The organism is Rhodopseudomonas sp. BAL398, from assembly GCF_033001325.1.
Classification (GTDB): domain Bacteria; phylum Pseudomonadota; class Alphaproteobacteria; order Rhizobiales; family Xanthobacteraceae; genus JARJEH01.
On sequence record NZ_CP133111.1, the window covers coordinates 3,974,190 to 3,998,321 of the forward strand.

At 66.2% G+C, this 24,132-nt stretch carries 22 protein-coding genes; 14 read left to right on the top strand and 8 right to left on the bottom strand.

Going from position 1 to position 24,132, the window contains the following annotated elements; translation table 11 throughout:
• The first annotated feature begins 344 nt into the window (after positions 1–344).
• Positions 345–950 carry a glutathione S-transferase family protein gene (locus tag RBJ75_RS18705; RefSeq protein WP_044418580.1) on the top strand — a complete coding sequence of 202 codons (606 nt, stop codon included), beginning with the start codon at positions 345–347 and terminating at the stop codon, positions 948–950.
• 119 nt (positions 951–1,069) lie between these two features.
• Here RBJ75_RS18705 and fabI read toward each other — a convergent pair whose 3' ends face one another.
• From fabI to fabA, 3 genes are all read right to left on the bottom strand, one after another.
• Positions 1,070–1,918 carry an enoyl-ACP reductase FabI gene (gene fabI / locus RBJ75_RS18710; protein ID WP_044418582.1) on the bottom strand — a complete coding sequence of 283 codons (849 nt, stop codon included), beginning with the start codon at positions 1,916–1,918 and terminating at the stop codon, positions 1,070–1,072.
• Positions 1,919–2,113: 195 nt separating this feature from the next.
• Complete coding sequence (gene fabB / locus RBJ75_RS18715; RefSeq protein WP_044416683.1) at positions 2,114–3,337, bottom strand: beta-ketoacyl-ACP synthase I; 1,224 nt, start codon at positions 3,335–3,337, stop codon at positions 2,114–2,116.
• Positions 3,338–3,368: 31 nt separating this feature from the next.
• Positions 3,369–3,884, bottom strand: coding sequence for a 3-hydroxyacyl-[acyl-carrier-protein] dehydratase FabA (gene fabA, locus RBJ75_RS18720; protein WP_044416685.1), 516 nt, complete (start codon positions 3,882–3,884; stop codon positions 3,369–3,371).
• A 231-nt stretch (positions 3,885–4,115) separates the two neighbouring features.
• On the opposite strand from fabA, the gene irrA reads away from it, so the two are divergent.
• Positions 4,116–4,628 (top strand): iron response transcriptional regulator IrrA, encoded by a 513-nt coding sequence (gene irrA, locus RBJ75_RS18725; protein WP_044416687.1) that lies wholly within the window; start codon positions 4,116–4,118, stop codon positions 4,626–4,628.
• Between the two features lie 283 nt (positions 4,629–4,911).
• Here irrA and RBJ75_RS18730 read toward each other — a convergent pair whose 3' ends face one another.
• On the bottom strand, positions 4,912–5,436 hold the full coding sequence (locus tag RBJ75_RS18730) for an SH3 domain-containing protein (protein WP_044418559.1): 525 nt from the start codon (positions 5,434–5,436) through the stop codon (positions 4,912–4,914).
• A gap of 234 nt (positions 5,437–5,670) precedes the next feature.
• On the opposite strand from RBJ75_RS18730, the gene RBJ75_RS18735 reads away from it, so the two are divergent.
• Complete coding sequence (locus RBJ75_RS18735; protein WP_044418561.1) at positions 5,671–6,672, top strand: 2-hydroxyacid dehydrogenase; 1,002 nt, start codon at positions 5,671–5,673, stop codon at positions 6,670–6,672.
• 200 nt (positions 6,673–6,872) lie between these two features.
• On the opposite strand, the gene RBJ75_RS18740 is transcribed toward RBJ75_RS18735, so the two are convergent.
• On the bottom strand, positions 6,873–7,778 hold the full coding sequence (locus tag RBJ75_RS18740) for a LysR family transcriptional regulator (RefSeq protein WP_044418563.1): 906 nt from the start codon (positions 7,776–7,778) through the stop codon (positions 6,873–6,875).
• 117 nt (positions 7,779–7,895) lie between these two features.
• On the opposite strand from RBJ75_RS18740, the gene RBJ75_RS18745 reads away from it, so the two are divergent.
• A complete protein-coding gene (locus RBJ75_RS18745) occupies positions 7,896–8,900 on the top strand; it encodes an aldo/keto reductase (RefSeq protein WP_044418565.1) in 1,005 nt (334 codons plus the stop codon).
• Between the two features lie 223 nt (positions 8,901–9,123).
• On the opposite strand, the gene RBJ75_RS18750 is transcribed toward RBJ75_RS18745, so the two are convergent.
• Complete coding sequence (locus RBJ75_RS18750; RefSeq protein WP_044410400.1) at positions 9,124–9,921, bottom strand: HesA/MoeB/ThiF family protein; 798 nt, start codon at positions 9,919–9,921, stop codon at positions 9,124–9,126.
• A gap of 247 nt (positions 9,922–10,168) precedes the next feature.
• Here RBJ75_RS18750 and RBJ75_RS18755 point away from each other — a divergent pair, with 247 nt between their 5' ends.
• From RBJ75_RS18755 to RBJ75_RS18765, 3 genes are all read left to right on the top strand, one after another.
• On the top strand, positions 10,169–11,515 hold the full coding sequence (locus tag RBJ75_RS18755; protein ID WP_044410403.1) for a serine protease: 1,347 nt from the start codon (positions 10,169–10,171) through the stop codon (positions 11,513–11,515).
• A gap of 270 nt (positions 11,516–11,785) precedes the next feature.
• Positions 11,786–12,535: a ParA family protein gene (locus tag RBJ75_RS18760; RefSeq protein WP_052628909.1), complete on the top strand. Its 750-nt coding sequence runs from the start codon at positions 11,786–11,788 to the stop codon at positions 12,533–12,535.
• 296 nt (positions 12,536–12,831) lie between these two features.
• On the top strand, positions 12,832–13,488 hold the full coding sequence (locus RBJ75_RS18765; RefSeq protein WP_234707394.1) for a PRC-barrel domain-containing protein: 657 nt from the start codon (positions 12,832–12,834) through the stop codon (positions 13,486–13,488).
• Between the two features lie 414 nt (positions 13,489–13,902).
• Here RBJ75_RS18765 and mutM read toward each other — a convergent pair whose 3' ends face one another.
• Positions 13,903–14,841, bottom strand: coding sequence for a bifunctional DNA-formamidopyrimidine glycosylase/DNA-(apurinic or apyrimidinic site) lyase (mutM, locus tag RBJ75_RS18770; RefSeq protein ID WP_044411105.1), 939 nt, complete (start codon positions 14,839–14,841; stop codon positions 13,903–13,905).
• Between the two features lie 311 nt (positions 14,842–15,152).
• Here mutM and ubiE point away from each other — a divergent pair, with 311 nt between their 5' ends.
• From ubiE to dut, 4 genes are all read left to right on the top strand, one after another.
• Positions 15,153–15,914, top strand: a complete 762-nt coding sequence (gene ubiE, locus RBJ75_RS18775) for a bifunctional demethylmenaquinone methyltransferase/2-methoxy-6-polyprenyl-1,4-benzoquinol methylase UbiE (protein WP_044411109.1) — start codon at positions 15,153–15,155, stop codon at positions 15,912–15,914.
• A complete protein-coding gene (gene ubiB, locus RBJ75_RS18780; RefSeq protein WP_044411103.1) occupies positions 15,911–17,485 on the top strand; it encodes a 2-polyprenylphenol 6-hydroxylase in 1,575 nt (524 codons plus the stop codon). Before ubiE ends, ubiB begins: the two co-directional genes overlap by 4 nt.
• Before the next feature lie 84 nt (positions 17,486–17,569).
• A complete protein-coding gene (gene coaBC, locus RBJ75_RS18785) occupies positions 17,570–19,000 on the top strand; it encodes a bifunctional phosphopantothenoylcysteine decarboxylase/phosphopantothenate--cysteine ligase CoaBC (protein ID WP_044411099.1) in 1,431 nt (476 codons plus the stop codon).
• Entirely contained in the window at positions 18,997–19,455 is a 459-nt protein-coding gene (gene dut, locus RBJ75_RS18790; RefSeq protein ID WP_044411095.1) for a dUTP diphosphatase, read from the top strand. The genes coaBC and dut overlap by 4 nt, the downstream gene beginning before the upstream one ends.
• Positions 19,456–19,509: 54 nt before the next feature.
• On the opposite strand, the gene RBJ75_RS18795 is transcribed toward dut, so the two are convergent.
• Positions 19,510–19,707: a hypothetical protein gene (locus tag RBJ75_RS18795; protein WP_173427354.1), complete on the bottom strand. Its 198-nt coding sequence runs from the start codon at positions 19,705–19,707 to the stop codon at positions 19,510–19,512.
• On the opposite strand from RBJ75_RS18795, the gene RBJ75_RS18800 reads away from it, so the two are divergent.
• From RBJ75_RS18800 to RBJ75_RS18810, 3 genes are all read left to right on the top strand, one after another.
• Complete coding sequence (locus RBJ75_RS18800; RefSeq protein WP_044411108.1) at positions 19,640–22,153, top strand: sensor histidine kinase; 2,514 nt, start codon at positions 19,640–19,642, stop codon at positions 22,151–22,153. The genes RBJ75_RS18795 and RBJ75_RS18800 overlap by 68 nt on opposite strands.
• Positions 22,150–23,673, top strand: a complete 1,524-nt coding sequence (gene tsaE / locus RBJ75_RS18805; RefSeq protein WP_044411093.1) for a tRNA (adenosine(37)-N6)-threonylcarbamoyltransferase complex ATPase subunit type 1 TsaE — start codon at positions 22,150–22,152, stop codon at positions 23,671–23,673. Before RBJ75_RS18800 ends, tsaE begins: the two co-directional genes overlap by 4 nt.
• A gap of 87 nt (positions 23,674–23,760) precedes the next feature.
• The gene (locus RBJ75_RS18810; RefSeq protein WP_044411091.1) at positions 23,761–24,078 is read left to right on the top strand and encodes a PilZ domain-containing protein; all 318 of its coding nucleotides are present in this window, start codon (positions 23,761–23,763) and stop codon (positions 24,076–24,078) included.
• Positions 24,079–24,132: the final 54 nt, after the last annotated feature.

Below are 24,132 nucleotides of genomic sequence, written 5' to 3' on the forward strand. Positions count from 1 at the left end.
TGAGGCGGCGCGTAAACGAAAACGCCCGCACGGCGCAAACCTTGCTGACTTCATCGTCAGCTCGCGCCCGGCAACGCAGCGCCCCTTCTCCCCTCCCCCTTGCGGGGAGGGGTCGGGGGTGGGGGTCCACAACGAAAGCCTCGCTTGCGGCTTCCCCCCACCCCAACCCTCCCCCGCAAGGGGGGAGGGAGCGCGCTGCCGATGAGGCGGCGCAGGGCGTTTCTCACCGGCCGACAAACGTCGTTATCATTTCGTCTCTCGTCGCACCGGTGCCTTGCACGTCGAGCCGAATCTCCGCACAGACTCGTCAACCAGCCAGCACACCTCACGCAACGGAGTGCGTCATGATGAAGCTCTATTGGTCGCCGCGGTCGCGGTCGTTCGCGGCGCTGTGGCTGCTGGAGGAGACCGGCGAGCCCTATGAGCGGGTGCTGACCGAGATTTCCAAGGGCGCGCAGCGCACGCCGGAATTCCTCGCGATCAACCCGATGGGCAAGGTGCCGGCGCTGCAGGATGGCGAGGCGACGCTGGCGGAATCCGCGGCGATCTGCGCCTATGTGGCGGAGCGCTATCCGCAGGCCAAACTGGCGCCGCCGCTCGGCGACGTCCGCCGCGCCAAATATCTGTACTGGCTGTTCTTCGCGCCCTCCTGCATCGAGCCCGCGATGGTGCAGATCGCCACCAAGATCGAGATGAATTCGATCGCCGCCGGCTGGGGCGACTCGACGCGCGTGTTCGACGTGCTCGACCAGGCGCTGCAGCAGGGGCCGTGGATTGTCGGCGAGGACTTCTCCGCCGCCGACATCGCGATCTGCGCCGGGCTGAATTTCGCGGTGCGGATGTTCAAGATGGTGCCGCCGCGGCCGTCCTTCGAGCGCTATCTCGACCTCTGCGCCGCCCGCCCGGCATTCCAGCGCGCGATGGTGCTGAGCGAGGGCGAGAAGAGCTGAACGTCCGTCATTGCGAGCGCAGCGAAGCAATCCAGGGGCTCAGTGCACGGCGCCCCTGGATTGCTTCGCTGTTCGGACGGCGCGATGCGCCGTCCTCGGCTCGCAATGACGGATGAGGCTTACTTCGCCGCCTGGGTGGCGCGTTGTTCGGCGGCGGTTTCGGCTTCGTCGACGGTCTTCAGCGCGTCGGGCTGCGGCATCGAGATGATGTTGTAGCCGGAATCAACGAAGTGGATATCGCCGGTGACGCCGGTCGACAGGTCCGACAGCAGATACAGCGCCGAGCCGCCGACTTCCTCGATCGACACGGTGCGGCGCAGCGGCGCGTGGCGCATCTGGTAGTTGAACATCTGCCGCGCATCGGCGATGCCGGCGCCGGCCAGCGTGCGGATCGGCCCGGCCGAGATGGCGTTGACGCGGATCGCACGCGGACCGAAATCCGACGCCAGATAGCGCACGCTGGCTTCCAGCGCCGCCTTCGCCACGCCCATCACATTGTAGTTCGGCATCACCCGGGTCGAGCCGCCATAAGTCAGGGTGATGATCGAGCCGCCGCTTTCCGGCATCAGATCGGCGGCGCGCTTGGCCAGTTCGGTGAAGGAGAAGCAGGAGATCACCATGGTGCGGGAGAAATTCGCCCGCGTGGTGTCGGCGTAGCGACCCTTCAGCTCGTTCTTGTCGGAAAAGCCGATGGCGTGCACCAGAAAATCGAGATGGCCCCATTTGTCGCGCAGCGTGTCGAACACCGCATCGACGCTGGCGATGTCCTCGACGTCGCACGGCAGCACCAGTTCGGCGTTGAGCGTCTTAGCCAGCGGCTTGACCCGCTTGCCGAGCGCCTCGCCCTGATAGGTGAAGGCGAGTTCGGCGCCATGCTCGGCCAGCGTCTTGGCGATTCCCCAGGCGATCGAATGATTATTGGCGACGCCCATGATCAGGCCGCGCTTGCCCTGCATCAGTTTCTGCATGTGACTCAGTGACTCCGTCGCGCATTCGACTTGCTCCCTCGCCCCGCTCTTGCGGGGAGAGGGGTGGGGTGAGGGGCTTTCCGACCCGCAGATAGTTGACGATGAGGTTGGCGCGGTGCCGGCCCCTCACCCGAAATTCGCGCTACGCGCGAATTTCGACCTCTCCCCGCAAGAGCGGGGCGAGGTTAAAACAATTCATGCATCCATTCGTTTGAACACCAGCGTCGCATTGGTGCCGCCGAAGCCGAAGGAATTCGACAGCACGGTTCCGACCTTGGCATTGTCGATGCGCTTGCGCACGATCGGCATGTCGGCGAAGGCCGGGTCGAGCTCGGTGATGTTGGCGCTTTCGCAGATGAAGCCGTTCTGCATCATCAGCAATGAATAGATCGCTTCCTGAACCCCGGTGGCGCCGAGCGAATGTCCGGTCAGCGCCTTGGTGGCGGAGATCGGCGGGCACTTGTCGCCGGTGCCGAACACCTTGCGGATCGCCTCCATCTCCGGCGGATCGCCGGCCGGGGTCGAGGTGGCATGCGGGTTGATGTAGTCGACCTTGGTATCGACGGTGGCCAGCGCCATCTTCATGCAGCGCTCGGCGCCCTCGCCCGACGGCGCCACCATGTCGTAGCCGTCCGAGGTCGCCCCATAGCCGACGATCTCGCCATAGATCTTGGCGCCGCGCGCCTTGGCGTGTTCGAGCTCTTCCAGCACGATGACGCCGGCGCCGCCGGCGATCACGAAGCCGTCGCGGGAGACGTCATAGGGCCGCGACGCTGTCGACGGCGTGTCGTTGTATTTCGAGCTCATCGCGCCCATCGCGTCGAACAGCACCGACAGCGACCAGTCGAGTTCCTCGCAGCCGCCGGCGAACACGATGTCCTGCTTGTTCCACTGGATCATCTCATAGGCGTTGCCGATGCAATGATTCGAGGTCGCGCAGGCCGAGGAGATCGAATAATTGACGCCCTTGATCTTGAACCAGGTGGCCAGCGTCGCCGACGCGGTCGACGACATCGCCTTCGGCACCGCGAACGGTCCGACCCGCTTCGGGCCCTTGGTCCTGGTGATGTCGGCGGCCTCGACGATGGTGCGCGCCGACGGTCCGCCCGAGCCCATGATGATGCCGGTGCGCGGATCGGAAATATCGCTGGGCTCCAGCCCGGCATCCAGGATCGCCTGATCCATCGCGACGTGATTCCACGCCGCGCCCTCGCCGAGGAAGCGCATCGCGCGGCGGTCGACAAAATCGGCAGGGTTCAGCGTCGGGGCGCCCTGCACCTGCGAGCGGAACCCGAGCTCGACATGCTTGTCGGCGCGCGTGATGCCGGGCTTGGCCTCATGCAGGCTCGCCAGCACTTCCTGGGTGTTGTTTCCGATCGATGAGACGATGCCCATTCCGGTGACGACGACACGGCGCATTGCTTGATCTCACTTCATCTCGTGGGGCGGGTTAGGCCGCTTTTTCCTTGGACAGGCCGACGCGCAGATCCGTTGCCTGATAGATAGTCTCGCCATCGGCCTTAAGCCAGCCATCGGCGATGCCGAGCACCAGCCGGCCGCGCATTACCCGTTTGAAGTCGATGCCATATTCGACCAGCTTGGTCTTCGGCGTCACCATGCCGCGGAATTTCACCTCGCCGGTGGACAGCGCCATGCCGTAGCCGGGCTCGCCGAGCCAGCCAAGGAAGAAGCCGGTCAATTGCCACATCGCGTCGAGGCCGAGACAGCCCGGCATGATCGGATTGCCCTTGAAGTGGCAGGGAAAGAACCAAAGATCCGGATTGATGTCGAGCTCGGCGCGGATCAGGCCCTTGTCATTTGCGCCGCCGGTCTCGGAAATCTGGGTGATTCGGTCGAACATCAGCATTGGCGGCAGCGGCAGCTGGGCATTGCCCGGGCCGAACAATTCGCCGCGCCCACACGCCAGCAGGTCTTCATAATCGTAGCTGGAGCGTCGATCTGGCATGCTGCCTGGCCTCTTGTCTCGATACGGTCATTGCGTCAGCAGGACCTGTGCGCTTCGCCGGATGCAAGAAGCGGTCGCGCGCTCTCTATCATAGCCATGTGACCCCCGCAAAGCGGGTCGGCCGGGCTACCGCTAGGCATAATGGACAACGACGCCAGTTGCGAAAAACTTGCATGTGTGGCCATTGCTTCCTATAGTCAGTGCACGCATTGCAAAATAGGGCTGCCTGACGTGGATATCGGTGAGCGTAGGACATATTCGAGCGACGAGCCCGCGATCGCGGGATCTCATATCTCTGGATCTCACGCCTCGGCTTCGCTGCCGCAGCTGAACGGCTGTCCCTGGCACGACGTCACCGAAATGTTGCAATCGGTCGGTCTGCGCCCGACCCGGCAGCGGATGGCGCTCGGCTGGCTGTTGTTCGGCAAGGGCGACCGCCACCTCACCGCCGAAATGCTCTATGAGGAAGCCAGCCAGGCCAAGGTTCCGGTATCGCTGGCGACCGTCTACAACACCCTGAACCAGCTCACCGATGCCGGCCTGCTGCGCCAGGTCAGTGTCGACGGCACCAAGACCTATTTCGACACCAATGTCTCCGCGCACCAGCATTTCTATCTCGAGACCAACCACCAGCTGATCGACATTCCGGATTCCGACGTGTCGCTGCGCGCGATCCCGGACGTGCCGGAAGGCTACGAAATCGCCCGCATCGACATGGTGGTGCGGCTGCGCAAGAAGGGCTGAGCGCTTTTAGCGTCGGCAGTGCGCGTGATCGCCGCCCCCGTGGCGGGCCCCCGAGCGGTCAGGCCACCGCGAATTTAATCAAAGAATGTCGTCATTCCGGGGCGCGAGCAGCTTTGCTGCGAGCGAACCCGGAATCTTGCAAAAGCGTCGTGCATGGCCGCTGGATTCCGGGTTCGCTCGGCCTGCGGCCTCGCGCCCCGGAATAACCGCTTCATCATGAACGCATGAAAGCCGGTCGGCCGCCTCATCCCTCGCGGCGCCGCTCCTCAGGATGAGGTCCGCGTCAGTTCACCTTCTCATTGAGATAGACGCCCCACAGCCGCTGCTGCTCGATCCAGCCGTCGAAGCCGTTGCCGCTGACCTGGCACCAGCCCTGGGCGCAATGCTTGACCTGGGCCACGACGCCGGCCTCCAGCCGTGCCGCCACCGGGCTTTTCTCATCGGCGCTGTCATACAGCGTCGCCAGATCGTCCTTCGACTTCATCGTCACCACCGCGGTGCGGCGTCCCGACAGCAGCGAATGATAGACCCAGCCCTCGGCGCCCTGGGAATCGCGCACCCGGCGCCAGTTCTCGAATTCGGCGGTGATCTCCACCGGCAGCCCGGCGCGGGTATAGACCCATGCCACCTCATTATCCTTGGTGGGGCCGACGCGAACATTCACATGGTCGGACTTCAGGCTGACATAGCGCGGCACCGGCAGCCCGCTGGCCGCGATGGTGACGCCCTTGGACGCCAGCGCCGGGGCGCCGACGCTTATCATTGCACCTGCGAACAACACGATCCCGATCAGATTTTTCGTCTTCATCAACAAGCCTCTTCATCGCGCGGTCTGCGCGCCATGTGTTTTCGATCAAACCCTGGGTTCTTGTCTTGGCGCGGTCTTCTGCTAGAGAAGTCGGGTAGGCATTCGGGTAACCCCAGGACCAGACAAGGACCAGAAAACCCGCCAAACGCCTTGGCTCACGCTGCACCGCCAGTGTCGAACAGGCGGGTTAACGAGGACTGAACAACCTCGTCACACTACCTTGAGAGTTTTTATATGTCGGTTAAGAAAAAGCCTCTGGTCGTCGTCACCCGTAAACTGCCGGACTCGATCGAAACCCGGATGCGGGAACTGTTCGACGCCCGGCTCAATCTCGACGACCTGGCGATGAGCCAGGAGCAGCTCGCCGAAGCCGCCCGCACCGCCGACATCCTGGTGCCGACCGTCACCGATGCGGTTACCGCCGACATCATCAACCAGCCCGATTGCCGGCTGAAGCTGATCGCCAGTTTCGGCAACGGCATCGACAATGTCGACGTCGCCGCCGCCCATGCCCGCGGCATCACCGTCACCAATACGCCGAGAGTTCTGACCGAAGACACCGCCGACATGACCATGGCGATGATCCTGGCGGTGCCGCGCCGGCTGATCGAGGGCGCGATGCTGCTGACCAATGACGGCGACTGGCCGGGCTGGTCGCCGACCTGGATGCTGGGCCGCCGGCTCGGCGGCAAGCGGCTCGGCATCATCGGCATGGGCCGGATCGGCCAGGCAGTGGCGCGCCGCGCCCGCGCCTTCGGGCTGCAGATCCACTACCATAACCGCCGCCCGGTGGCGCCGCGGATCGCCGACGAATTGGGCGCGACCTATTGGGATTCGCTCGACCAGATGCTGACCCGGATGGACATCATCTCGGTGAATTGTCCGCACACGCCGGCGACGTTCCATCTGCTGTCGGCGCGGCGATTGAAACTCATCCGCAAGGACGCCTATGTGGTCAACACCGCGCGCGGCGAGGTGATCGACGAAGAGACCCTGACCAAGCTGATCGAAGCCGGCGACATCGCCGGCGCGGCGCTCGACGTGTTCGAGAACGAACCCGCGGTCAATCCGAAGCTGCTGCGGCTGGCCAAATCCGGCAAGGTGGTACTGCTGCCGCATATGGGCTCGGCCACCATCGAGGGCCGGGTCGAGATGGGCGAAAAAGTCATCATCAACATCCGCACCTTCCTCGACAGCCACAAGCCGCCGGACCGCGTGCTGCCGGGGATGCTGTAACGCAGCCCGTGTCCCGGACGCGGTGCGGCATTCTTCATGCCGCTCCGCAGAGCCGGGACCCCGGTTCACAAGCATCCGACATCACCGGAGCGCCAGTAGCAGAAGCGGGCTCCCGGTTCTGCGGAGCAGCACGGAGCCTGCACTCGGGCGGCGCGAAGCGCGGACCCGGGTGCGCTGCACCGCGCCCGGGACACCGATGCTCAGTGCCTCCGCTCCCGCTTCCACTCCGCGACGAAATCGACAAAGGCACGCAGCGCCGGCGGCGGTTGGCGGCGGCTTGGATAGTACAAAAACGGCCCCGGATACGGCGCGCACCAATCGTCGAGCACGCTGACCAAAGTGCCGGCGGCGAGGTCGTCGCGAATATAGCCGTCGGAGAGGGCGAAGAAGCCCAGCCCATCGCGGGCGGCGCGCAGGCCGAGATGCAGATAGTTCGCCACCAGCGGCCCCGTCGGCGACACATTCACCACCCGGCCGTCCTTTTCGAACTCCCAGTCCGGCATCGCGCCGCTTTCGAAGCGGATGCGGATGCAGCAATGCGCGAGCAGATCCTGCGGCACGATCGGGCGTCCGCGCCGCGCAATATATTGCGGTGACGCGACAACGCAAAACCGCTCCGGCGGCCCCAACGACACCGCGATCATGTCCTGCGCCAGGCTCTCGCCCCAGCGCACGCCGGCATCGAAGCCGCGCTCGACAATGTCGATCAGCGCGGTTTCGGCGACGATCTCCAGTTCGATCTGCGGATATTGCATCAGGAACGAAGCCACCATCGGCGCCAGCACGAGGTCGACGGCCGGCGCCGGGGCGTTGATCCGCAACCGCCCGGACGGCTGTCCGCTCATGCCGCGCACTTGCTGCAAGGCGGCGTCGACATCGCCAAGCGCCGGCGCGACCTTGGCCAGCAGCAATTCGCCGGCCTCGGTCAGCGCCACGCTGCGCGTCGTGCGATGCAACAGGCGCACCCCGAGCCGGGCTTCCAGGTCGCGCAGCCGCTGGCTCAGGCTGGAAACCGAGACCTGCTGCGCGACCGCGGCGCGGCGGAAATTGCGGGTTCGGGCCACCGCCACGAAGGCCGAGATATCGCGCAGATCGAGATCGCTCATTGTGCACCCCGTCGAACAAGGCATTCGCTATTGTGCACCTTATCACGGCAATGGCGCGGGCGCATATCGGCACCAGCAGCGGCGCGGACAGGCCCGGCCGCCCAACAGGAGATTGCCATGGACAAGCGCCCCCTCGGAAACACCGGCCCCAAAGTCTCGGCCATCGGCCTCGGCTGCATGGGCATGTCGGACGCCTATGGACCGACCGACCGCGGCGAGAGCATCGCCACCATCCACGCCGCGCTCGATGCCGGCATCAACCTGATCGACACCGGCGATTTCTACGCCATGGGCAAAAACGAGCTGCTGATCGCCGAGGCGCTGAAGGGCCGCAACCGCGACGAGGTGCAGCTCTCGGTCAAATTCGGCGCGTTGCGCGCCCCCGACGGCAGTTTTTCCGGCTTCGACGGCCGCCCGGCGGCGATCAAGAACTTTTTGGCCTATTCGCTGGTGCGGCTCGGCGTCGATCATATCGACATCTATCGCCCCGCCCGGCTCGACCCCAATGTGCCGATCGAGGACACGATCGGGGCGCTTAGCGACCTGGTGAAGGCCGGCTATATCAAGCATATCGGCCTGTCCGAAGTCGGCGCCGACACTATCCGCCGCGCCGCCAAGGTGCATCCGATCGTCGATCTGCAGATCGAATATGCGCTGATCACCCGCGGCATCGAGGACGAGATCCTGCCGGCGTGCCGCGAGCTCGGCATCGGCATCACCGCCTATGGGGTGCTGGCGCGCGGGCTGATCGGCGGCCATTGGACCAAGGACAGCGCCGCGCCGAACGATTACCGCGCCATGAACCCGCGATTCCAGGGCGCCAATCTCGACGCCAATCTGGCGCTGGTCGAAAGACTGCGCGCGATCGCCGATTCCATCGGCGCTTCGGTGGCGCAGGTCGCGATCGCCTGGGTGGCGGCGCAGGGCGACGACATCGTGCCGGTGATCGGCGCGCGGCGCCGCGATCGGCTCGCCGAGGCGCTGGGCGCGCTGAAGCTGAAGCTGACGCCGGCGCAACTCGCCGATCTCACCACCGCGATCCCGCGCGACGCCGCCGCCGGCGCGCGCTACCCGGAACTCCAGATGGCGTTTCTCGACAGCGAAAAGCGCAAGACGGCGTAAGTGCGGACGCGGCGCTCGATATTCCCTCCCCCTTGCGGGGAGGGTCGGCCGAGCAAGCGAACCGCGCGAAGCGCCGTTCACGCGCGGAGGCCGGGGTGGGGGTGCGGCGAGTCGCAGTGCCTGCCGTCACCCCCACCCGACCCGGCTTCGCTACGCTTCGCCGGGCCACCCTCCCCGCAAGGGGGAGGGAAAAGAGCCGCGGCGGATCGGCTATGTCATCTCCTCAGTGCCCGCTGAGATCGACGATGCTAGGCTGATCGCCATTCAGCGGATTGGCCGGATCGCGGCCGTAGCGCAGGGTCTCGAACCGCATCGCGCGGGCGTCGACCATCAGCAGGCGGCCGACCAGCCCCTCGCCGAAGCCGACGATTTCGCGGATCGCCTCCAGCGCCATCATCGAGCCGAGCACGCCAGCCAGCGCGCCCAGCACCCCGGCCTCGGCGCAGGCCGGCACCGTGCCGGGCGGCGGCGCTTGCGGAAACAGGCAGCGATAGCTCGGATTGAACTCGCCGGCCTCGTTCCTCTCATGGGCGCGGATCGTGGTCAGCGAACCGTCGAACACCCCGAGCGCTGCGGTGATCAGCGGCTTGCGCGCGAGGAAACAGGCATCCGACACCAGATAGCGCGTGGCGAAATTATCCGAGCCATCGAGCACCAGATCGCAATCGCCGATCAGCGCCAGCGCGTTGGCCGCATCGATCCGCGTCGGATGCGGCACGAAGCGGACATGGGGATTGAGCGCATGAATCCGCGCCGCGGCGCTGTCGACCTTGCGGGCGCCGATATCCGGCGTGGCATGGATCACCTGACGCTGCAGATTCGACAGCGACACGATGTCATCGTCGACCACGTCAAGCGTGCCAACCCCGGCCGCCGCCAGATACATCAGCACCGGCGCGCCGAGCCCGCCGGCGCCGACCACCAGCACGCGCGCGCGCTGCAACGCCGCCTGCCCGGGACCGCCGACCTCGCGCAACACGATGTGGCGGGCATAACGTTCAAGTTCTTCGCTGCTCAGCATGATGTGGTGACATTTCTATTCATTCGCGTTTCTTTCGAAGGCTCGCCCCGGACGTCATTGCGAGGAGCGCTTGCGACGAAGCAATCCAGTCTGTGCTCTTAGCCCCTGGATTGCTTCGCTCTTGGGGCGTCGCTTTGCGCCGACCCAAAGCTCGCAATGACCGCTTGCCCTGAACCCCAGGCCGGCTGTTGCCGACCAGACATTTGTGGTTTGCTTGGCGGGCGCGCAACGCAAGGCAGGAATTGTCATGAGATCGATGCTGGCCGCAACCCTGATGATGGCAACCGGCTTGGCGATGTCGCAGGCCGCCGCCCAGCCGAAACCGGCCGGCGCGCCGGCGCGGCCGGCGCCGCAGACGCCCGCCGAGACCGTGGAGGCGATGGCACTGGCCGAGCGCAAGGCGATCCAGTCGGATCTGGCCTGGACCGGCGACTATAACGGCGTGATCGATGGCGTGGTCGGGAGCCGGACCATCGCGGCGATCAAATCGTTCCAGCAGGAGCGCGGCGCCACGCAGACCGGCGTGCTCAATCCCAAGGAGCGCGAGCTGCTGGCCGACGCCGCCAAGAAATTGCAGAAAAATGTCGGCTGGAAAATGCTGACCGACCCGGTCACCGGCGCGCGCCTCGGCCTGCCCGCCAGGCTGGTGCCGAAATATGCCGGCGACGATCACAGCGCGACTTGGCGGTCGGCCACCGGCACCATCGCGATCACGCTGACGCGGCGTCAGCAGGCCAATCCCTCCACCGCCAGACTGGCGGCCGTCGAGCGGACGAACCCGCCCGGCCGCAAGGTCGGCTACAGCCTGGTGAAGCCGGATTTCTTCGTGCTGTCGGGCACCGAGGGCCTGAAGACATTCTACATTCGCGGCCAGACCCAGGGCAGCGAATTCCGCATCCTCACCGTGCTGTACGATCAGGCCACCGAAGGCGTCATGGCGCCCGTGGTGGTGGCGATGTCGAACGCGTTCGATGCGTTCCCGACCGGCGCGCAGGCGGGGCCGGCGCCGCGCAAACGCGTCGAATACGCCACCGGCATCGTCGCCGATTCCGCCGGCGCCGTCGTCACCGCGCGCGAAGCGGTCGATGGCTGCCTGAGCATCGTGGTCGCGGGCGGCGCGGTGGCGAACGGCCATGCCGAGCGCATCGCCGACGACAAGGACCACGATCTGGCGCTGTTGCGCCTCTATGGCGCGCAGGGCCTGCAGCCGCTCGGTCTGCAAGCGGGCCAACCGACCTCCACGGCCGAGCTGGTCGGCATCGCCGATCCGCAGAATCAGGGCGGCGGCGACGCGGCGAGCCGCGTCAAGGCGGCGGTGACGCCGGGCGATTCCGGCGAGCTGAGGCTTGCTCCGGCGCCCGCGCTCGGCTTTTCCGGCGCCGCGGCGCTGGATTCCAACGGACGCTTCACCGGCATCGCGCTGCTGCGGCCCGCCATTGTCGCCGGGCCGCAAAGCGGCGCCGCCCAGGCGGTGCTGGTCGGCGCCGAGAGCGTGCGCGCATTCCTGCAAAGCAACGGCGTCACGCCCGCCGCCGGCAACCGCTCGGCAGCGCCGACGGCCTCGGTACTGCGGGTGATCTGCGTGCGCAAATAATCGCTCGGCGCGCGCCGCGTCGCGGAGCGATCCTGCAAACTACGCGCGAACTAATCGACGAATTACTTGTGTTACTAAGTAATCGTACCAACTAGCCAGATACCTTTCGAGCGGGCATCGTTGGGACAGTACTGATTCGGATAGCGGCGATCCTGTGCAGTGTGGATCGGACCGGGACGTCCTGAGCGAGAATTGCTCGGCACCATAACGCGGTGCCACCTCAGTCTGCGTACCCGCTTATCGCGCAACCAATCATCCGAAGGAACTTTCATGCAGACGATCGTATTGGCCACCCAAAAGGGCGGCAGCGGCAAGAGCACCCTGGCCATCGGCCTGGCGCTGGCCGCCATCCATTCCGGCCATTCGGTCCGGCTGATCGAGACCGATTCGCTCGGCACGCTGTCGAACTGGCAGCGCCGCCGGGTGTTTGCCGAGCCGCAGGTCGATCCGGTCTACAACGCCGCCGAGATCGAGGCGCGGTTGCAGGCGGCGGCCGACGCCGGCGTCAGCCTGACGATCATCGACACCGCCGCCGGCCTGTCCGCCGCCACCACCGCGGCGATCCGCTACGCCGATCTCTGCCTGATCCCGGCGCGGCCCTGCGTCGCCGATATCGAGGCCACGGCCTCGACGCTGCAGATCGCCCGCGCCTGGGAGAAGCCGTTCGCCTTCATTCTCAACCAGACCCCGATCCGCGGCCAGCGCATCGCCAATGCGGCCAATGCGCTCGGCGACGAGGCGGCGCTGGAAGCCGCCGGCGTGCTGGCGCTGCCCTATGTGGTGATGCGCAACGATCACCAGGACGCGCTCGGCAAGGGCCTGGCGGTCGGCGAATATGCGCCGAACGGCAAATCCGCCGACGAGATCAACGCGCTGTGGCAGTGGATCGAATTGAAACTGACCGGCGCCGTGGCGATCGAGGAGCATGAGACGCTCGACCTCGATTCGCCTGCGCCCGACCTGGCGCCAGCGCCCGCGCCCTACCGGCCCGCGGTGACGGAATCCGCGCTGGTCTCCTGACCGCGCATCTGCCTTCTCCCGAACTTGACGGCCGGTCAGATCTGACCGGCCGTTTTTTTGGCTGGCGTCGGGCGGCGTTGCGAAACAATCCAGCGCTCGTGGCACGGCCTGAATCGCCCGGGCGAGCACGGTTTCGCACCGACGCCAAAAGCCCTTCGTATCAGCACCCAATTAGCTCGCCCCCGAGCCGGTCGGGGCTTACCGCGCGGCGCGCCAACATGATCCAAAGTTAATGGAACGGATGCGATGGCGTCCTGTTGATCGAGCGCTGGTGGCTGACATAACGGAGCACGAAGATGCGTGGAATCCTACTCGCCAGCGCGGCGATGTTGCTAATCTCGCAAGCGGCGGTCGCGCAGAACACCGATCACAACAGCAACGGCAGCAGCAATGCGGCCGCCCCCTCACAAAAGATGCGGTCGAACATCAAAAACATGCTGGAAAAATCCGGCTATCAGCACATCCGGGTTGCGCCGACGGCCTTCCTCATTCGCGCCAGCGACGCCGACGGCAATCCGGTGATCATGTCGGTGAGTCCGGATTCGTTTACCGAGGTCACCGACGTGACCAACGGCTCCAGCAAGGACACGACCGCAAATAGCACGACCAGCAAGAGCATGGTTTCGACCGGCTCGTTCGTGGCGGTGCCGAACGATGATGATCTGAGCTCCCGCGTGGTCGGCCTCGACATCTACAACAACGACAACAAGGACATCGGCCAGATCAAGGACATCGCCTTGAGCCGGTCCGGCAAAGCCCAGGCCTATATCGTCTCGGTCGGCGGCTTCCTGGGCATCGACGAACACTACGTCGCGGTCAGACCGTCGGCGCTCAACATCAGCTACAAGACTACGGACAAGAAGTGGCACGCCACCATGGACGCCACCGCCAGCCAGCTCAAAGCCGCGCCCGAATTCAAGTACCAGGGACGCTGGGAAGCCAGCAAGACCTGATCGCTCCAGCTACAGGCCCTGACTAAGCGGCCGCTGGATCTAAGCGGCCGCTTGTTTCGGTGGCATTGCGTGTCCCGGGCGCGGTGCAGCGCTTAGCGCTGCTCCGCAGAACCGGGACCCCGCTTCAACCGGCGCACCCCAAGCGGGGCCCCGGATCAGCAGCGCACCACGCCGCAAGCGCGGCGCGTTGCGCAGCATCCGGGGCACAGAGTCATTCCTGTCGTTCCATATTCCTCTCCGCGCTCCCCACCATCAGGCTGTTCAGTGGACGCACGCCTCACCCGCGTCCCGGGCGCGGTGCAGCGCATAGCGCTGCTCCGCAGAACCGGGACCCCGGTTCATCCGGCGCGCGCCAACACGCCGCAAGCGCGGCGCGCTGCGCAGCATTCGGGGCACATCGTCATCCCCAATGATTCACCGCTGGCATTTCGGGCACCAGAATGTCGAGCGGCCGTTCTGCACGAAACGTTTCACGGTGCCGGCGCAGCCGTCGCTCTGGCACGGCTCGCCTTCGCGGTCATAGACCTGGAACGAATGCTGGAAGTAACCGAGTTCGCCGGAGGTCTGGCGGTGGTCGCGCAGCGACGAGCCGCCGGCCTCGATCGCGGCGCGCAGCACCTGGTGGATCGCATCGACCAGGCGCACGGCGCGCGGATGCGGCGCGCCGGTCCGCGTCGCCAGCGTCGCGGCCGACCGCTTCGGCGACAGATGCGCGCGATACAGCGCCTCGCAGACATAGATGTTGCCGAGCCCCGCGACAACGCGCTGATCGAGCAGCGCGGCCTTCAGGCTGGTGTTCTTGCCGGCGCAGGCCGCAGCCAGCATCGCGGCATCGAACGCATTGCCGAGCGGCTCCGGCCCCAGCCCCTTCAAGAACGGCTCGTCGGCGATCGCGGCGCGCGGGAAGATCTTCATGAAGCCGAAGCGGCGCGGATCGTTGAACACGATCATGGCGCCGCTCGACATGGCGAACACCACATGATCATGGGTGCCGTGCGCGCCGCGCGGATGATGAAACAGCCCCGGGGTCAGCCCCGGCTGCGGCATCCCCGGCTGCAACACCCCGGGCGGAATCACGGCCGCCGCCAGCGATCCCGGCTCGGCGAACACCCGGAACGAGCCCGACATCCCCAGATGCATCAGCAGCACGTCGCCGCTCGACAGATCGACCAGCAGATATTTCGCCCGCCGCGACAGCGCGGTGACGGTCTGGCCGGTGAGCCGGGCGACGAAATCCGGCTGGAACGCAAAGCGCAGATTGGCGCGCCGCGCCAGCGCGCTGTCGAACGCAAAGCCCTCCATCACCGGCTGCAGGCCGCGACGCACGGTTTCGACTTCGGGCAGTTCAGGCATGGGTGTTCGCCGAGGGTGGGGGGCGTGATCCGTCCATTTTTCCTTCATTGCGAGGAGCGCCGGATCGGCGCGTTGCGCGCCGTCCGGCACAGGCTCCGCAACGAAGCAATCCGGGGCCGCGCGTCGCGGAGCCCTGGATTGCTTCGCTTCGCTCGCAATGACGAAAAGTCACGGCGGGTCCGAGCCGTCTAGGGCATTCAGGTCATAGCAACATCGGCGGTGGCGCGCTATATGGACCGGCGCAAACAGGTTTTGCGGCGGATTTCGGCATAACGCGCTGATTTCGGCGCCGCTTGCAGGAGATCGATGGCATGAATCAGCCGGGCGAGACCACGCATTTCGGCTTTCGGGATGTCGCGTTGGACGACAAGCAGACCTTGGTCAATGACGTGTTCCACTCGGTGGCGCAGCGTTACGACCTGATGAACGACCTGATGTCGGGCGGCATGCACCGGGCCTGGAAGAGCACGATGATCACCGCGCTCAACCCGCCGCGCGACGATGCGCCGTTCGCCCTGCTCGACGTTGCCGGCGGCACCGGCGACATCTCGTTCCGCGCGGCGAAAGCCTCCGGCGCCGGCTTCCACGCCACCGTCTGCGACATCAATTCCGACATGCTCGAGGTCGGCCGCCAGCGCGCCGCGCAGCGCCATCTCGAGCATCAGGTCGATTTCATCGAGGGCAATGCCGAGGCGCTGCCCTTCGCCGATCGCAGCTTCGACGCCTACACCATCGCCTTCGGCATCCGCAACGTGCCGCGGATCGATCTGGCTTTGCAGCAGGCCTATCGGGTGCTCAAGCCGGGCAGCCGGTTTCTGTGCCTGGAATTCTCCCATGTCGACGTGCCGGGGCTGAACAAGATCTACGACCTGTTCTCCTTCAACGTGATTCCGCAGATCGGCCGCGTCGTCACCGGCGACGCCGACTCCTATCAATATCTGGTCGAATCGATCCGCAAGTTTCCCAAGCCGAATGATTTCGCCGAGATGATCCGCGCCGCCGGATTCGCGCGGGTCAGCTATCAGCCGCTGTCGGGCGGCATCGTGGCGCTGCATTCGGGCTGGCGTTTGTGATTTCGGCACTGACCCATCTGGCGCGGCTGGCCCGCGCCGGCTACGTGTTTGCGCGCGAAGGCGTGTTCGGCGTGGTCGATCCGTCGCTGGTGCCGCCGGCGGGGCAATTGGCGCTGCGGATGGCGCGGCTGATCGAGCGCCCCGGCGTCAAATCCGGCCCGCGGCTGTCGCGGGCGCTGACCCGGCTCGGCCCGGCCTATCTCAAGCTCGGCCAATTTCTGGCGACACGGCCCGACGTCGTCGGCGTGACCATGGCGCGCGATCTCGAAAGCCTGCAGGACCGGCTGCCGCCGTTCTCCCAGGACGAGGCCGAGGCGGTGATCGCGGCGTCGCTGGAACGGCCTGTGGCGCAGGTGTTTGTCAGCCTCAGCGCGCCGGTGGCGGCGGCCTCGATCGCGCAGGTGCATCGCGGCGAGGTGATGCGCGACGGCGAACGCCGCCAGGTCGCCGTCAAGGTGCTGCGGCCTAATGTGGCGTCGCGCTTCAACCGCGACCTCGGCGATTTCTTCTACGTCGCCGAAAAGGCCGAGACCTATTCGTCGGAGGCGCGCCGGCTGCGCCTGATCGAGATCATCAACACGATGTCGCGCTCGGTGGCGATGGAGATGGATCTGCGGCTCGAGGCCGCCGCACTGTCCGAGATGGCCGAGAACACCAAGGACGATCCGGATTTCCGCGTCCCCGCCGTCGACTGGGACCGCACCACGCACAATGTGCTGACGATGGAGTGGATCGATGGCATCGCGCTGAACGATCACAAGCGGCTCGCCGAAGCCGATGTCGACGTCGCCGAACTCGGCCGCAAGGTGATCCAAAGCTTCCTGCGCCACGCGCTGCGCGACGGCTTCTTCCACGCCGACATGCATCCGGGCAATCTGTTCCTCGATACGTCGGGCCGCCTGGTCGCGGTCGATTTCGGCATCATGGGTCGGCTGTCGCCGAAGGAGCGCCGCTTCCTCGCCGAGATCCTGCTCGGCTTCATCACCCGGAACTATCGCCGCGTCGCCGAGGTGCATTTCGAGGCCGGCTATGTGCCGGCGCATCATTCGGTGGAGAATTTCGCCCAGGCCATCCGCGCCATCGGCGAGCCGATCCACAACCGCACCGCCGAAGACATCTCGATGGCCAAGCTGTTGACGCTGCTGCTCGAGGTCACCGGCCTGTTCGACATGCGCACCCGCCCCGAGCTGATCCTTCTGCAGAAGACCATGGTGGTGGTCGAAGGCGTCGCGCGCAGCTTCGATCCCAAGCTCGACATCTGGAAAGTCGCCGACCCGGTGGTGCGCGAATGGATCGAGCGCAATCTCGGCCCGATCGGCCGCATCGAAGGCGCGCTGACCGGCGCCGGCGAACTTGGCCACATCTTCACTGGCCTGCCGGCGATCGTGTCGCGCGCGGTGGTGGTGCTGCAGCAGCTCGAGGCGATGACCAAGGACGGGCTGGTGCTGTCGCCCGAGACCATCGCGGCGATGGGCCGATCGGAGCGGCGCAAGAATCGCGGTCGCACCGTCGCGCTATGGATCATCGCCGCGACCTTCGTCGGCGTGCTGCTGACCATGTTCCGACTCTGAGCGGCATATGATTGCAACGACAGCAACGGTTGCAACGCAATCACCTGTTGCAAGCATTGATGGCATGAACTAGGTTTTCCGCCCATGGCAAGCCTCACCATCCGCAAACTCGACGACGCGCTGAAGGCCGAGCTGCGCCAGCGCGCGGCCCGCAACGGCCGCTCGATGGAAGACGAGGTCCGGGTGATGCTGCGCGAGGCGACGCAGCCACGCCCCGATTTTGCCGCAGCTCCGCCGCAAGAAATTCCCCAGTCTTTTCAAGACCCAGCTGGCGAGGCTCGCGACGACCCACGCGCCCATCGCGTCACCCTGATCGTCGGCGGCGGCATCGCCGCCTATAAGGCAATGGATCTGATCCGGCGGCTGATGGAGCGCGGCGCCGATGTTCGCGTGGTGCTGACCCGCGCCGCCCAGCACTTCGTCACCCCGCTGACCGCCAGCGCGCTGTCGCATCAGCGCTGCTACACTGACCTGTTCGATCCCAACAGCGAATTCGACGCCGGCCATATCCGGCTGGCCCGCGACTGCGATCTGATCGTGGTGGCGCCCGCCACCGCCGATCTGATGGCGAAGATCGCGGGCGGCCATGCCGACGATCTCGCCACCGCGATTCTGCTGGCGACTAATCGCCCGGTGCTGCTGGCGCCGGCGATGAATCCGCTGATGTGGAATAACGCTGCGACCCGCCGCAATGTCGATCAGCTGACGCGCGACGGCATCGCGCTGATCGGCCCCAATGCCGGCGAGATGGCCGAAGCAGGCGAGGCCGGTACCGGGCGAATGGCCGAGCCGATCGAAATTGCGACTGCGGCAGAGGCGTTTCTGCAACCGCCGCAACCGCGCCCCCTGGCTGGCAAGCGGGTGCTGATCACCGCCGGACCAACTCACGAGCCGATCGATCCGGTGCGCTACATCGCCAACCGCTCGAGCGGCAAACAGGGTTTTGCCATCGCCGCGGCCGCTGCCGCCGCCGGCGCCGAGGTGATTCTGATTGCCGGTCCGGTCGAACTAAGCGCCCCCGCCGGCGTCACGCTGAGGCGAATCGAATCGGCGCGCGAGATGCTGGCCGCGGTCGAGGCCGCGCTGCCGGTCGACATCGCGATCTTCGCCGCCGCGGTCGCCGATTGGCGCGTCGCCGATGCCGGCGAGCAGAAACTGAAGAAAGACGCCGGCGGCCCGCCGCCGCTGCTGCTCACCGAGAACCCCGACATCCTGGCGACGATCGCGAAATTGCCGGCCAATCGCCCGGCGCTGGTGATTGGCTTCGCCGCCGAGACCGAGCATCTGATCGCCAACGCCACCGCCAAGCTCGCCCGCAAAGGCTGCGACTGGATCGTCGCCAACGACGTCTCGCCCGCCACCGGGATCATGGGCGGCGACCGTAACACCGTGCATCTATTGATCAAATCCGGCGACGCGACAAAGGTCGAGTCATGGCCGGCGATGAGCAAGACCGACGTCGCCACAGCCCTGGTGGCGCGGATCGCGCAAGCCGCAGGAACACCCGACGCATGACTCCCACCGTAACCGTCCACATCCAGCAGCTGCCGCATGGCGACGGCCTGGCGCTGCCGGCCTATCAATCCGCGCATGCAGCCGGCCTCGATCTGCTCGCGGCGGTGCCCGACGCCACGCCGATCACGCTCGCGCCCGGGCGGCACGCGCTCGTTCCGACCGGCTTGATGATCGCGCTGCCGGACGGCTTCGAGGCGCAGGTGCGACCGCGCTCGGGCCTGGCCGCCAAGCATGGCGTCACCGTGCTGAACGCGCCCGGCACCATCGACGCCGATTATCGCGGCGAGATCGGCGTGCTGCTGATCAACCACGGCAGCGAGCCCTTCGCGATCAACCGCGGCGAACGAATCGCCCAGCTGGTGATCGCCCCGGTGTCGCGCGCGCAGCTCACGCCGGTCGCCGCGCTGCCCGCGACCGCGCGCGGCGATGGCGGTTTCGGCTCCACCGGCCGCTAGATTTTGTGTCAAGCGAGCGCTTGAATCTTAAGACGAAATTTACTTTGCCCATTTCTAGGCGATCGACGCGGCGTTCACGGTCTGGACTCTTACAGGTCGAGTCCCGATCAGGATAATGTCGCTCGATTCGAAAACGACGCCGACGCCGCTGATCGGTCGTGGCGTCGTGCGGTTGGGGCAAACCATGTCAGGCGTGATCACATCGATGCGTCGGACCTTGTTATCGTGCACATCGATGGTGCGCGCCGTCACCGGCGTCGCCGTGCTCGCAGCGGGGTCGACGGCCTACGCCGCCGATCCGTCATTGCTCGGCCTCACTTCCACGCTGCGCGTCGATTTCAATCGCCACGAGATGGTCGCGCTGACCATGGCGTTCGCGGTGCTGGGCTTCTCCGTGGTCGCGGCGATTCTGCTGATGCGCACCAGGCTGCGCGCGGCCGCCAACGAGGCAAGGCTGCGCGCCGACATCCAGGGCCTGCAGGTCGAAGCCGACCGCTTCCGCGCCCTGCTGTTCGCCGAGCCGCAGGTGCTGATCTCCTGGGCGGCGGGCGATACACGGCCGCAAATCAGCGGCGACGCCGCGCTAGTGATGCCGCAGAACCCGCAAAACCCGCAGCCGCAACGGATTCTCGCCTTCGGCACATGGCTGCCGCCGGAGCCCGCGCTGCAGATCGACCACGCGGTCGACGCGCTACTGGAAAAAGGCGAAGGCTTCCTGTTGCATCTGGTGACGTCGAGCGGGCGCTCGATCGAGGCGATGGGCCGCGCCATCGGCGGCCAGGCAATCGTGCGGATCCGCGAACTCAGCGGGTTGCGCCGCGATCTCGCCGAGATGACGATGCGCTACAAGGGGCTGCAGGATGAAACCGAGGCGCTGCGCGGCTTCGCCGCCGCGGCGCCGTGGCCGATCTGGACCAAGCGCGCCGACGGCCAGCTCGGCTTCGTCAACGCCGCCTATGCGCGGGCGACCGAGGCCGGCAGCGTCAATGACGCGATCGATCGCAATCTGGAGCTGCTGGATAGCAAGGACCGCAACAATCTCACCCGGGCCCTCAACGACAATTTGGCGTTCGCGGCGCGGTTGCCGATCGTCATCAGCGGCGAGCGGCGCATCTACGACGTCCACTCCCTGCAGGTCAGCGGCGGCAGCGCCGGTATGGCGATCGACGCCAGCGAAGCGGCGGCGCTCGGCGCGGCCTTGGTGCGGATGGCGGAAGCGCATCGCCGCACGCTCGATCAGTTGTCGTCCGGCGTCGCGGTGTTCGACGGCCAGCGCCGGCTCGCCTTCTACAATGATTCCTATCGCAAGCTATGGGATCTGGATCGCGGCTTCCTCGACAGCAACCCGGACGATTCCAGCGTGCTCGACCGGCTGCGCGCCGCCCGCAAACTGCCGGAACAGCCGGACTTCCGCGGCTGGAAAGCGAAGCTGCACGAGGCCTATCGCGCCGTCGATCCGGAAAAGGACGTCTGGTATCTGCCCGACGGCCGCGCCATCAGCATCGTCACCACGCCCAATCCGGAGGGCGGCGTCACCTATCTGTTCGACGACGTCACCGAGAGCCTCGAGCTGGCGCGGCGGTTCGACGGGCTGATCAATGTGCAGCGCGAGACGCTGGACAATCTCGCCGAGGCCGTCGCGGTGTTCGGCAGCAATGGCTGCGCGCAATTGTTCAATCCGCCCTTCGCCCGGATGTGGAATCTGTCCCCCGAAGCTTTGGCGCAGCAGCCGCATATCGAGACGGTCGAGAGCTGGTGCCGGCCGCTGTTCGACGACGACGCCACCTGGCAGAGCCTGCGCGGCGCCATCACCGGCATCGACGACCGCAGTCCGGTGCCGCTGAAGCTGGAGCGCAAGGACGGCAGCGTGCTCGACTGCAAGACTATGCCGCTGCCCGACGGCGCCACCATGCTGACGTTCCAGGACATCACCGACACCGAGAATGTCGAACGGGCGCTACGCGAGCGCAACGAGGCGCTCGAGACCGCCGATCAGATGAAGATCGATTTCGTCCACCACGTCTCCTATGAATTGCGCTCGCCGCTGACCACCATCATCGGCTTCGCGCATTTCCTCAGCGATCCTTCGACCGGGCCGCTCACCGAGAAGCAGGCCGAGTATCTCAACTACATCACCACCTCGACCAATGCGCTGCTCGCCATCATCAACAACATCCTCGATCTGGCCACCATCGACGCCGGGGCGATGACGCTGAATCTCGGGCCGATCGACATTCGCAAGGCGATCGACGCGGCGGCCGAGGGCATCCAGGACCGGCTGGCGCGCGACCACATGACGTTGAATGTCGAGATCGGCAGCGACATCGGCCAGTTCATCGGCGATGAGCGCCGGGTGATCCAGGTGCTGTACAATCTGCTGGCCAATGCGGTGGGATTCTCGCCGCAGCACGCCGCGGTATCGCTGAGCGCGAAGCGCAACGACCATAGCGTGGTCTTCACCGTGACCGACGCCGGCCCCGGCATCCCGCCCGACGTCAAGAACAAGGTGTTCGACTGGTTCGAAAGCCATTCCAACGGATCGCGGCATCGCGGCGCCGGGCTTGGCCTGGCGCTGGTGCGGTCCTTCGTCGAGCTGCATGGCGGCACGGTGACGGTCGATTCGGTGGTCGGCACCGGGACCACGGTGACCTGCGCCTTCCCGGTCGACCAGACCATGCAACGTAACGCCGCCGAATGACCGAACGAGCAACATTCTCGGTTGCGCTCGCGGACGAGGCCGCCACGGCACGGCTGATGGCCGATCTGGCGCTCCTCACCGGCCCCGGCGACGTCATCACCCTGTCGGGTGATCTCGGCGCCGGCAAGACCGCCGCGGCGCGGACAATGATCCGCTATCTGGCGGGTGACGACGCGCTCGAAGTGCCGAGCCCCACCTTCACGCTGGTCCAAGACTACGACCTGCCGTCGTTTCTGCTGCTGCATGCCGATCTGTATCGGGTCGTGGATGCGTCCGAGCTGGAAGAGATCGGATTGTCGCCGATGCCCGACGGCGCGGTTGTGCTGATCGAATGGCCGGAACGCGCCCCCGGCGCGATGCCGGCCGACCGCATCGACATCGCCTTCAGCCAGCGCCCGGCGCTGGGAGCGGACGCCCGCGCCGCCGAGATCACCGGCCACGGCAAGGCCACCGCGCAGGTGGCGCGGCTGGCGGCGCTGCGCGGCTTCATTGAAATTTCCGGCTACGCCGAGGCCACCCGCCGGCATATGGCGGGCGACGCCTCGACCCGGTCCTATGCGCGTTTGACGGGCGCCGGCGACAGCGTGATCCTGATGAACGCGCCGCGGCGGCCGGACGGCCCGGCGATCTATCGCGGCAAGAGCTACAGCGCCGCGGTGCATCTGGCCGAGGATGTCCGGCCCTTCGTGGCGATCGCCAACGGCCTGCGCGAATGCGGCCTGTCGGCCCCCGCGATCCATCACGCCGATCTCGAGGCCGGCTTTCTGATCACCGAGGATCTCGGCAGCGCCGGCGTCGTCACCGGCTCACCGCCGGAGCCGATCGTGGAGCGCTATCAGGCCGCCACCGACCTGCTGGCGTCGCTGCATCAGCGCATTCTGCCGCAGACCTTGCCGCTGACGCCGCAGGAGAGCTACGCGATCCCGGAGTTCGACACCGAGGCGCTGCTGATCGAAGTCGGCTTGATGCCGGAATGGTATCTGCCCGATCGCGGCGTCGCGCCCGCCGCCTCGGTGCGCGCCGATTTCGTCGCGCTGTGGCGCGATCTGCTGCCGCCGCTCGCGGCCGAGCCGCGCAGTTGGGTGCTGCGCGACTTTCATTCGCCAAATCTGATCTGGCTCGACCAGCGCGCCGATATCGCGCGAATCGGCATCATCGATTTTCAGGATACGGTGCTGGGTCCCGCCGCCTATGATCTGGTGTCGCTGCTGCAGGATACCCGGGTCGACGTGCCGGAAGCACTCGAGCTGGCACTGCTCGGCCGCTATATCAAGGCGCGGCGCGCAGCCGATCCGGCCTTCGATCCGGCCGCCTTCGCCGCCTCCTACGCGGTTCTGTCGGCACAGCGCAACACAAGGCTGCTCGGCACCTTTTCACGATTGAACCGGCGCGACGGCAAACCGCAATATCTGCGCCATCAGCCGCGGATCTGGACCTATCTGACCCGTTCGCTGGTGCATCCGGCGCTGGCCGGATTGCGCGCCTGGTATGGCACCAACGTTCCGCCGCCGCCGCGCTAATATCGCCTGGCCTTTACGTCTTGTTAGCCGAGTCCTCGCTAGTTTGTCGGAATATCCCGTCTATTCCGGCCGACGCAGGAGACTGGCATGGTTGCAGGACGCCAAAGCGACGGCCGCGTCGTGTTTGAACGCGGCATCCGCGCGCACATGATGGCGATCGACGGCACCTGGCGCCGCGCTTGCCTGATGGAGGACGTGTCGGAAACCGGCGCGAAACTGTCGGTCGAGGGCTCGGTCGAAGGCCTGCATTTGAAGGAATTCTTTCTGCTGCTGTCGTCGACCGGATTGGCCTACCGCCGCTGCGAACTCAGCTGGGTCAATGGCGAGCAGATCGGCGTCACCTTTCTGAGAACCGACAAGAAGAAAAAAGCCGCGCGTTCCGCGGCGCAAGCGCAGGACGCCTGAGACAGACGTCCGGACAGCCGCCTGAGCCCGCCGCCGCGCGGTTCCCTGCGAGAG